At 68.7% G+C, this 9,593-nt stretch carries 6 protein-coding genes; all 6 read right to left on the bottom strand.

Going from position 1 to position 9,593, the window contains the following annotated elements; all coding sequences use genetic code 11:
- Nucleotides 1-137: 137 nt before the first annotated feature.
- Entirely contained in the window at nucleotides 138-1,388 is a 1,251-nt protein-coding gene (locus tag KUF83_RS12155; RefSeq protein WP_217454656.1) for a cytochrome P450, read from the bottom strand.
- A gap of 359 nt (nucleotides 1,389-1,747) precedes the next feature.
- Entirely contained in the window at nucleotides 1,748-2,575 is an 828-nt protein-coding gene (ddaH, locus tag KUF83_RS12150; protein WP_254643732.1) for a dimethylargininase, read from the bottom strand.
- A 153-nt stretch (nucleotides 2,576-2,728) separates the two neighbouring features.
- Nucleotides 2,729-2,956 carry an MbtH family protein gene (locus KUF83_RS12145; protein WP_217454655.1) on the bottom strand — a complete coding sequence of 76 codons (228 nt, stop codon included), beginning with the start codon at nucleotides 2,954-2,956 and terminating at the stop codon, nucleotides 2,729-2,731.
- A 39-nt stretch (nucleotides 2,957-2,995) separates the two neighbouring features.
- A complete protein-coding gene (locus tag KUF83_RS12140; RefSeq protein WP_217454654.1) occupies nucleotides 2,996-4,312 on the bottom strand; it encodes a lysine N(6)-hydroxylase/L-ornithine N(5)-oxygenase family protein in 1,317 nt (438 codons plus the stop codon).
- A gap of 217 nt (nucleotides 4,313-4,529) precedes the next feature.
- Complete coding sequence (locus tag KUF83_RS12135) at nucleotides 4,530-5,207, bottom strand: FMN-binding negative transcriptional regulator (protein ID WP_217454653.1); 678 nt, start codon at nucleotides 5,205-5,207, stop codon at nucleotides 4,530-4,532.
- Nucleotides 5,208-5,262: 55 nt separating this feature from the next.
- Nucleotides 5,263-9,593, bottom strand: a 4,331-nt coding sequence (locus KUF83_RS12130; RefSeq protein ID WP_217454652.1) for a non-ribosomal peptide synthetase, incomplete at its 5' end; no start/stop codon positions are given.

Below are 9,593 nucleotides of genomic sequence, written 5' to 3'. Positions count from 1 at the left end.
GTGCCCCGCCCGCCTGCCCCGCCCGGCCGTGCCGCGCCTGCCGCCCGCACGGGCCCGGCCCCTGTACGGGCACGGCCGAAGGCGCCCTGACGAGTGGTGCTGTCAGGGCGCCTTGATGTCCGGCCGTGGTGGACGCGTCAGAAACTCACCGGCAGTCCGCGCAGGTGACGGCCCTCCCCCGGCAGGTCGAAGTACTCCAGGTCCTCGCGTGCGACGCCCAGCGTCAGGGCCGGATGCCGGATGAGCAGCTGGTCGAGCGCGACCTCGGCCTCCAGGCGGGCCAGCGCCGCGCCTATGCAGTAGTGGGCGCTGTGGCCGAACGCCACGTGCCCCACCCCGCGGCCCAGTTCCCGGGTGATGTCGAGGCGCTCGGGTGCCTGGTACTCGTCGGGGTCGAAGTTCGCCGCGAGCAGGGCGCTCGTCACCGCCTCCCCCTTCCGTACGGGCATTCCGGCGAACTCCAGGTCCTGCGTCGCGTACAGCGGGGCGCCCATCGGCACCGGCGAGGTGAACCGCAGCAGCTCCGGGACGGCGCGCTCGAGGAGTTCCGGCCGGTCGCGGAGCAGGGCCAGCTGGTCGGGGTGGTCGAGGAGTGCGAGCACGGCGCTCGCGATGAACAGCGCGGGCGGTGTGATGCCGGTGTTGATCAGGAGAAGGATCAGGGCGACCATCTCCGTCTCGCTCAGGCCGTCGGGGTCGTCCTTCCCGGAGATGATCCAGCCGGAGACGAGGTCGTCGGTGGGCCGGGCCGTCCGCCGGGCGATCAGGTCCTTGGAGTGGTCGACCATGTTCCGCAGGGCCGGGATGACGAGTTCGATGTCCCCGGAGGCGTACTCGCGGATCCAGGTGCGCATCTGGGGCACGTCCGGTTCGTCGATCCCGATGAGCGCGCAGATGACGGTCGACGCGAGCGGATAGCCGACGTCCTCCAGGAGTTCGGCCTCCTTCTTCCGGGCGAGGGGTGCGACCAGTTCCGCCGTGATCTGTTCCAGGCGCGGGCGCAGCAGGTTGATGCGCCGGGCGGTGAACGACTTGGTGACCAGGTTCCGCAGCCGGCTGTGCTCGGGGCCGTCGACGAGCACCATGATGCCGAGGTAGTCGCGGTACTCCGCGGGCAGCCCGTACGCCTCGATCATCTGCTCGGCGATGCTGGGCCCGTCCTGGGCAAGGCCGGGAACCTTGTCCTGGTCGCGGACGAAGCGCGTGTCGCTCAGTACGGCCTTGGCGTCCTCGTAGCGGGTGATGAGCCAGACCGGCGTCTCGATGTCGGGGAGGGTCACGCGCACGAGCGGGGCCTGGCGGCGCAGTTGGGTGTAGCCGCGCACGGGGTCACTGACGAGTTCCGAGGTCAGGGCGAAGGTCTCGGTCTCCTGCGACGTGATGGTCATGGTGCTCTCCTTCGGACGCGGGCCGCGTCGTACTGGTCGATCGGGTCGGGTGGGGCCGTCGTGCCGGGAGGACGTCCGCAGACCCGGGTTGAGCGCGGGGCGGCTTCGGCCGGATCCATGGGCGTCAGCGTGCTGTGGAGGCGGCGCGCCCACAAGTGCCGTCAGTCGCACTCCGCTTGCGGGAGGAGCGCTCTGATCAGGCACAACCGTGTTCGGTGGGGTGTGCGGGGTCCGGATTTTGCACAGTTGAACAGGCCCGGTGCCCGGACATGACAGTGCGTGTCCGCACCGGGGTGGTGGTGCGGACACGCACGCGTGGGGTCGCATGAGGGTGGTGTCCCCCCACGTCTGCCGTCTCGTCAGAAACGCAGTTCCTGGGTGCAGCACTTCACGCTGCCGCCGCCTTTGAGCAGTTCGGAGAGGTCCGTGCCGTGCGTCCTGAATCCGCGCTCCCGCAGTTGTCCGGCAAGTGTCTGGGCCGCCTCGGGAAGCATGACGTTCAGGCCGTCGCTGACGGCGTTGAGGCCGAGGACGTCCGCGTCCTCCTGGCCGACGAGCAGGGCGTCGGGGAAGAGCCGGGCCAGCAGGGCGCGGCTGCCGGCGCTGAAGGCCTGCGGGTAGTACATGACCTCGTCGCCGTCCAGGACGCACAGGGCGGTGTCGAGGTGGTAGAAGCGGGGGTCGACCAGTTCGAGGCTGATCACGGGGCGGCCGAAGAACTCCTGGGCCTCCTGGTGTCCTTCAGGGGTGCACCTGAAGCCGCGTCCGGCGAGGATCCAGCTGTCGGTGACGGCGAAGTCTCCCTCGCCCTCGTTGACATACAGGGGGTCGTGGATCTCGGTGAAGCCGTTCGCGCGGAACCAGGCCCGGTGGGCAGGGGCTTCGGCGGCCCGTTCGGTGTGGAGGAACTTGGCGCCGAGCACCTTGCCGTCCACGACGGTTGCGCCGTTCGCCGAGAAGACCATGTCGGGCAGTCCCGGCACCGGGTTGACGAGGTCCACCCGGTGGCCCAGGGACTTGTAGAGGTAGTAGAGCGACTCCCACTGCAGGAGAGCCAGACCGGCGTCCACCGGCTTGTCCGGGTTCATCCAGGGGTTGATGGCGTAGCTGACGTCGAAGTGGTCGGGCCGGCACATCAGGTAGTGGCGTCGGGTGGCCTTGCGTGCGTGCACCGATACGGAAGTCATGTCATCTCCGGGGTGGGGTGATCAAGTACTGGCGTAGGGGTGCACACGTGCCGTGGGCACACTCCGGGGGTGGGAGGGGCGTCGAGCCGGGCCCGTCCGGACGTCACTGGCCGGTACGGGTCCGTGCTCGGCGTCTCCCTTCCTCAGCTGCGGTCAGACGCGGACGGTGTCCCGGTCCATGGCGTCACGCAGGCTCTTGGGCCGCATGTCGGTCCAGTGCTGGTCTATGTATCCCAGGCACTGCGGGCGGCCTTCCTCTCCGTACGCGACTTTCCAGCCGGCGGGGACCTCGGTGAACGTGGGCCAGAGTGAGTACTGCTCCTCGTCGTTCACCAGGACGTAGAACCGGCCTTCGGCGTCGTCGAACGGGTTGGTGCTCATGGGCAACTCCAAATTCTTCGGAATCTCTGCGGCGTGTGTTCACACCGCGCTGTACTGCCGGGTGCTCCTCCTCTCGGCGATCGAGTCGGCGATCTCGCCGCTCCTGATGGCGATGTTCGACAGCAGGGAGGACGCCAGCCCGTGGGTGTGCTCGGTGCCGCCCTGGAGGTAGACACCGCAGGACACGTCCCCGGTGGTGGCCAGCCGGTAGTCCCGCTCGACGCGGAGCCGGCCCTCCTCGTCGCGCACGCAGTGGGCTTCCAGGTCGCCCAGCAGCTCGCTGGGTTCCATGGAGTCGTAGCCGGTGGCGCAGATCAGTACGTCCACGTCCACCTGGAAGGTCCCGTTGTTGCGTACTGAGTGCATCGTGAGACGGACGTCGTCGTCGGTCTGCTTCACGCTGTCGACACGGGAGAGGTTGAGGAACTCGAGGCGGGGGGTGCCGCGCACTTCGTCGTCGTAGGCGCGCTGGTGGAGGTCCCTGATCACCTCGTCGTCCACCACCCCGTAGTTGGTGTTCTTGTGGTAGCGCCAGAAGGAGTCCTTGGAGCGCTGGCTGCCGTGGTAGTAGTCGTCCACGGCCTCGGCGTCGAAGATGCGGTTGGCGAAGGGGGTGTCGTCGGCGATCGAGTAGCCGTAGGACGGCATGATCGCGGAGACCGTCGCGTCCGGGAGCGCGTCGTAGACGAACCGGGCGATCTCGGCGGCGCTCTGGCCGGCCCCGACGATGGCGACCCTCTTGACCGAGGCCTGGTCGAGCTTTCGGAATTTCTCAAGGAATTCCGAGCTGTGCCATATTCGTTCGTCCCTGGAGATTCCCGTGGGCATCTTGGGGACGAGCCCCGTGGAGACGACGATGTTGCGGGCCTTGACCAGGCGCGTTCCGCCCTGGGGCTTGTTGTCCCGTATCTCGACCTCCACATGGTCGACGGGCTTGTCCCCGTCGGCGGGGGGAAGCCGGACGGACAGGACCTCGGAGCTGTAGGTGACGCGGTCCGAGAAGCTCGACTCGGCCCACTCCAGGTAGTCGTGGAACTCCTCCCGGGTGGGGAAGAACTCCTGGTTGTTGACGAACTGGGCCAGCCTGCCGGCGGCGTGCAGGTACGAGATGAAGCTGAACCGGGAAGCCGGGTTCCGGAAGGTCGACAGGTCTTTGAGGAAGGAGATCTGCATCCTCGCCGACGGAAGCAGCATGTTGCGGTGCCAGCCGAGGGCCGGCTGCCGCTCGAAGAACGCCGCCGATATCGGCTCGCCGGACTCGTTGCTCTGGTGCTCCTCAAGGGCTACGGCCAGTGAGAGGTTGGACGGACCGAAGCCGATACCGACGACCTCGTGAATTTCATCCAGGTTTCCCATTTCAATTCTCCCGCCGGTGGTGGTTTTCGGAAAGCTACTGCGTGAAATGCGGACCGGTCAACATTCTTTTCGTGAATTATTTTGCGGTCTTTTCGAGCGGCCTTTTTTCGACGTGCGTGAATTGTCGAGCGGTATTCCAGTGCGAGGGAACGGCACGGAACGGCAGGGGACGGGCGCGGCCAGTTCGGGGGCGCGGCCCGCTCTCACGCCTCGGGTCTCAGACCGCGAGCGGGCAGCCGGGGGCCGGAAGCCGGGCCATCAGGCGGGCCGCCTCCTGGTGCCGGCTGGAGTCGGTGTCCGCGAAGGACTCACGGACGCGTTCGCGGACGTGGGGGTCCTGTTCCTGGCTGAGTTTGAACATGCCCTCCGCGCCGCTCACGTCGATCCGGAAGCCGCCCACGGCCGGCAGGATCTTGCGGAAGTAGTCCTGGGAGTCGGACATGTCCCAGGCGTTGCCGAAGTCGGTCTCGAAGGCACGCACCGTGGACCTGACCACCTCCAGCGTCTCCTCGCCGGCCTGTTCGTGCTCGATCTTGTGGAGCACGCCGTGCACATGCACGGAGGTGAAGTTCCACGTCGGTGCGGCCGGGACTGTCTGATACACCGTCGGTGAGACGTAGGCGTGCGGGCCGGTGAAGGTGAGCAGCACCCGGGCGCCGTCCCGCAGGGCCTTCCAGTGCGGATTCGCCCGGTTCATATGGCCGAGCAGACGGGCCCCGGAGAGGTCGGGCGACCACTCCTCGGTCATCGTGGGGTCCTGGATGACCGGGAGGTGCGTGGCGTAGGGGCCCACGTCCTGGGGGCCGTTGGAGGTCATCAGCGCCAGCGGGTTGCCTCGCAGGAGGTCCACCATCCACGCGGCGGACGGCTGGCGGTAGGGAGAAGGAACAAACATCGGGAAGCACATCCTTCGATGCGGGGTCGGTCGTGACGCCGGCGCCGGGCGCCTTTCAGGACGCGTCGAGCTCGCGGGCGATGGCCGCGGTGACGGCGGGCGCGTGCTGCGGCGTGCAGATCTCGTGGTGGGTGCTGGGAATGTCGTGCACGCGCAGCGTTCCGGTGATGTGCGACTTCCACTGGTCCATGTACGGCGCTTCGGGATTCAGCGTCGCGTTGAAGAACAGGGCGTCGCCCTCGTAGACGGGCTGTTCGAACCGCTTCAGCATGTCGACGTTGTTGACCACGACGGCGGAGGCGATGTCGAGCAGCCGCTTCTCGTCCGAGTCGGCGAGGTCGCCGATGTGGTCGCCCAGCAGGCCGCGTACCTGCGCCAGTTCGAGGTCCTCATTGCCGGCGAAGTGCCCGCTGGGTGCGGAGTCCAGCAGCCCGAGCAGTGCGATGTCGTGGCCCCGGCGCTGCAGTTCCGCTGCTATCGCGTGGGCGACGATGCCGCCGAAGGACCAGCCGACCAGATGGTAGGGGCCTTCCTTCTGATAAGAGAATATCTGCTCGATATACTCGTCGACCAGAGTTTCCAGGCAATCGGGAAGTGCAGTTCTGCCGTCGAGTCCGCGCGCCTGAATTCCGTAGGACGGACGGTCCGCGGGCAGCATTCCGGCGAAATTCAGGTACGGCCAGGCCAGCCCGCCCGCCAGGTGAATCCACCACAGCGGCTCCTTGTCCCCGCCGGCCTTGATGGGGAGGACCCGTGCGAAGGGGTCGGCGTTTTCCGGTGCGTCGTCGGCCGCCTGCACGCACAGGGCGAGTTCGGCGACGGTGGGCGCCTGGAACACCGCCCGCATGGGCAGCGCGGTGTCCAGCCGGGTGCGGATGCGGTTGTTGAGCCGGGTCGCCAGGAGTGAATGGCCGCCCAGGGTGAAGAAGTTGTCGTCGATGCCGACCCGCTCCAGGCCCAGGATGTCGGCGAACAGCTCCGCCAGTGCCTCTTCGGTCGCGGTGCGGGGCGCCCGGTACTCCTGCCCGGCGAACTCCGGTGCGGGCAGGGCGGCCCGGTCGAGTTTCCCGTTGGGAGTCAGCGGAAGCCGGTCGAGGACCATGAAGGCGGCGGGGACCATGAACGCCGGGAGCTTCTCGGTGGCGAAAGCGCGCAGTTCGTCGGTGTCGGGGCCGTCGGGGCCGGCGGCCACGACATAGCCCACGAGCTGCTTGCCCGTTCCGCGGCCCTCCAGGGCGATGACGGCTGCCTGGGCGATGCCCGGATGGGCGACGAGAGCCGCCTCGACCTCGCCGGGTTCGATACGGAACCCCCGGATCTTGACCTGGGCGTCGCCGCGGCCCACGTACTCCAGCTGGCCGTTGTCGTTCCAGCGGGCCAGGTCGCCCGTGCGGTACATCCGTTCGCCCGCGGATCCGTAGGGGCCGGCGACGAACCGCTCGGCCGTCAGGTCGGCCCGGCCGCGGTAGCCGCGCCCGACGTCACCGGCGATGTACAGCTCGCCGACCACGCCGACCTGGACCGGTGCGAGACCGGGGCCCAGGACGTAGGCACGTACGTGGCCCAGGGGCGAACCGATCGGGGCGCTGCCCGAGCCGTCCCACTCCTTACCGTCCGGGACGGTGAAGGTGGTGGCGTAGAACGATTCGCTCTGCCCGTAGGCGTTGATCATCTTCACGCCGGGGAAGGCCTGCCGGATCTGGTTGACGAGCCCGGCCGGCAGTGCCTCGCCGGCGAACACCAGGGTGTCGACGTGGGTCCGGTCGGCGAGCTGGTCGACCAGTTCGGCGAAGACCGAGGGGACGGTGGAGATGACGTTGCCGTCCCACCGGTCGCGCTCGCTCAGGGCGAGCACGTCCCGGACGATCTCGACGATACCGCCCGTGCACAGGGTGGTGAAGATCTCGAAGGCGGAGACGTCGAAGTTGACCGAGGTGCCGGCCAGCATGCGCCGGCCCGGCGCGGCCCCGATGCGGGTGGCCAGGCGCAGGACGCCGTTGACGACGTTGCTGTGGGTGATGGCGACGCCCTTGGGGGCGCCGGTGGAGCCGGAGGTGTACATCACGTAGGCGAGATGCTGCGGGCGCAGGTCCACCGCCCGTGTCCCCTCCCCTGTTCCCGGTACCTGATCCGTGGTGAGGTCCAGGTCGTCCAGGCGCAGCAGCGGCAGGTCCGTTTCGGGCAGGACGGGCACGGTGGCGGTGTCGGTGAGGATCAGCTGGGGGGCCGCCTCGGTGAGGATGTACTCCAGCCGGTGGCTGGGGTACTTGGGGTCGATGGGCAGGTAGGCGCCGCCGGCCTTGAGGACCGCGAGGAGGCCGGCCACGAGGTCGGTCGAGCGGGGCAGTGCCACCGCGACCACCGTTTCGGGTCCCACTCCCCGGTCGGTGAGCAGGCGGGCGAGCCGCTCGGCCCGGGCGTCGAGTTCCCGGTAGGTGAGGGAGTCGCCGTCGCAGACCACTGCCTCGGCGTCCGGTGTGGCCGTCACCTGCTGGGCGAACAGCTCGGGGAGGGTGACCTGCGGGGTCGGGGTGTCGACGTGGTTGAACTGGTGGAGCAGCCGGTCGCGTTCGGCGGCTTCCAGGATTTCGACCTGCCCGATGTGCCGGGTGGGGTCGTCGGCCAGTTGACGCAGGACGCGCTGCAGGCTGCCCGCCAGGGACTCCACTGTGGCGCGGTCGAAGACGCTTTCCTTGTACTGGAGCTGGAGCCGCAGGTAGGGGTCGGCGTCGGCCATCAGTGTCAGCGGGTAGTGGGTGCCGGAGAAGGGGCGGATGCCGGTGAAGGAGATGCCGCCCGCCGAGTTGGCGTCGGTGAGGCCTTCCTGGTCCACGGGGTAGGACTCGAAGACGACGAGGGTGTCGAACAGGGTGCTCAGGCCCGTGGTCCGGTGGATCTCCGCCAGGCCGTAGTGGTGGTGGTCCAGGAGCGCCGCCTGCCGCTTCTGCAGGTTCTGCAGCATCTGGGCAAGGGTGTCGCCCGGGCCGTAGCGGGCCCGCACGGGCAGCGTGTTGATGAACAGTCCGACCATGGAGTCGACGTCGGTGACCGTCGGCGGCCGTCCCGAGACGGTCGCGCCGAAGAGCACGTCCTGACGTCCGGTCAGTTCGCCGACGAGGACCGCCCAGGCCCCCTGGAGGAGGGTGTTGACGGTGATACCGAGCTCGGAGGCGCGGCGGTTGAGGCGGCGGGCCTCGTCCATGGCCAGGACCACGTCGACCTGTCCGGCGGCCGAGTCGTCCACGTCGTCGCCCCGCCGGGTGGTGACGGGGGCCACGAGCGTGGGCTCGTCCACGCCGTCGAGTTCAGCGGCCCAGGCCCGGGCGGTCTCGTCGTGGTCCTGCTGGGACAGCCAGACGAGGAAGTCCCGGTAGCCGCGGGTCCTGGGCAGTACCGAGCCGTCGCCGGCCGATCCGTACAGGCGCAGCAGGTCGGTCATGACGATCGGGAAGGACCAGCCGTCGAACAGGGCGTGGTGTGCGGTGAGTACGAGTTCGGACTTCTCCGGGCCCATGGTGAGCAGGGCGAAGCGCAGCAGTGGCGGCCGGAGGGGGTCGAAGTGCTGGTGGTGGTCCTCGGCCAGGAACCTTTCGAAGGCCGCTGTGCGCTCGTCCTCCGGCAGGTGGCTGAGGTCGATCTCCTGCCAGGGCACGTCGATGCCGTCGATGACGACCTGTACCTCGTTGCCGTCGCTGTCGTCGACGAAGGCGGTCCGCAGGTTGGCGTAGCGGTCGAGCATGGCCTGGGCGGCCGCCCGCATGCGGGCGGGGTCGACGGTTCCGCCGATGTGGAAGGCGATCTGCATCTGGTAGGCGTCGATGGCGTCGTCGTCGTTGAGCCGGGACTGGAAGAGCAGTCCGGACTGCAGTGCGGTCAGGGGCCAGGCGTCGGTCAGGCCCGGGTAGTTGCTCTCCCAGGTTTCGATGTCCTGCTGGGTGGCCTTGACCAGGGGCAGGTCGCAGGGGGTGAGTCCGCCGGCGGCGGGGTCGGCGGTGTGCCGGGTGAGGGCGTGCAGGGCCTGGCACCACAGGTCGGCCAGTTCCTGGACCTCGGCGCGGCTGAGGAGGCCGGTGGGGAATCCGATGACCGCGTCGAGTTGTGCGCCGAGGTCGGTGTCGATGACCGCGGAGTTGATCTCGACGCTCGACATGGCGGGCATGTCGGCGTCCAGGTCTGCGGCCAGGTCCAGGTCGGTGACCTGGGTGAAGCCGAGGCCGCGGAGGTTTTCGGGCATGTCCGCGGAGGAGAAGCGGCCCAGGTAGTTGAAGCCGATCTGCCCGGTGGAGTGCCGGGCCAGTTCCGCGCCGGTCTCCTCGTTGAGGTAGCGCAGCAGACCGAAGCCGAGGCCCTTGTCGGGCACGGCCAGCAGCTGCTCCTTGACCGCCT

Source organism: Streptomyces sp. BV286 (assembly GCF_019090165.1).
Taxonomy (GTDB): Bacteria; Actinomycetota; Actinomycetes; order Streptomycetales; family Streptomycetaceae; genus Streptomyces.
Note: the sequence above shows the minus strand (reverse complement) of the source record. Positions and strands in the feature narration are given on the sequence as shown.

What these genes read in the sequence shown, in the direction of transcription:
- KUF83_RS12155 (WP_217454656.1), bottom strand. Translation starts at nt 1,388, where the DNA reads ATGACCATCACGTCGCAGGAGACCGAGACCTTCGCCCTGACCTCGGAA.
- ddaH (WP_254643732.1), bottom strand. Translation starts at nt 2,575, where the DNA reads ATGACTTCCGTATCGGTGCACGCACGCAAGGCCACCCGACGCCACTAC.
- KUF83_RS12145 (WP_217454655.1), bottom strand. Translation starts at nt 2,956, where the DNA reads ATGAGCACCAACCCGTTCGACGACGCCGAAGGCCGGTTCTACGTCCTG.
- KUF83_RS12140 (WP_217454654.1), bottom strand. Translation starts at nt 4,312, where the DNA reads ATGGGAAACCTGGATGAAATTCACGAGGTCGTCGGTATCGGCTTCGGT.
- KUF83_RS12135 (WP_217454653.1), bottom strand. Translation starts at nt 5,207, where the DNA reads ATGTTTGTTCCTTCTCCCTACCGCCAGCCGTCCGCCGCGTGGATGGTG.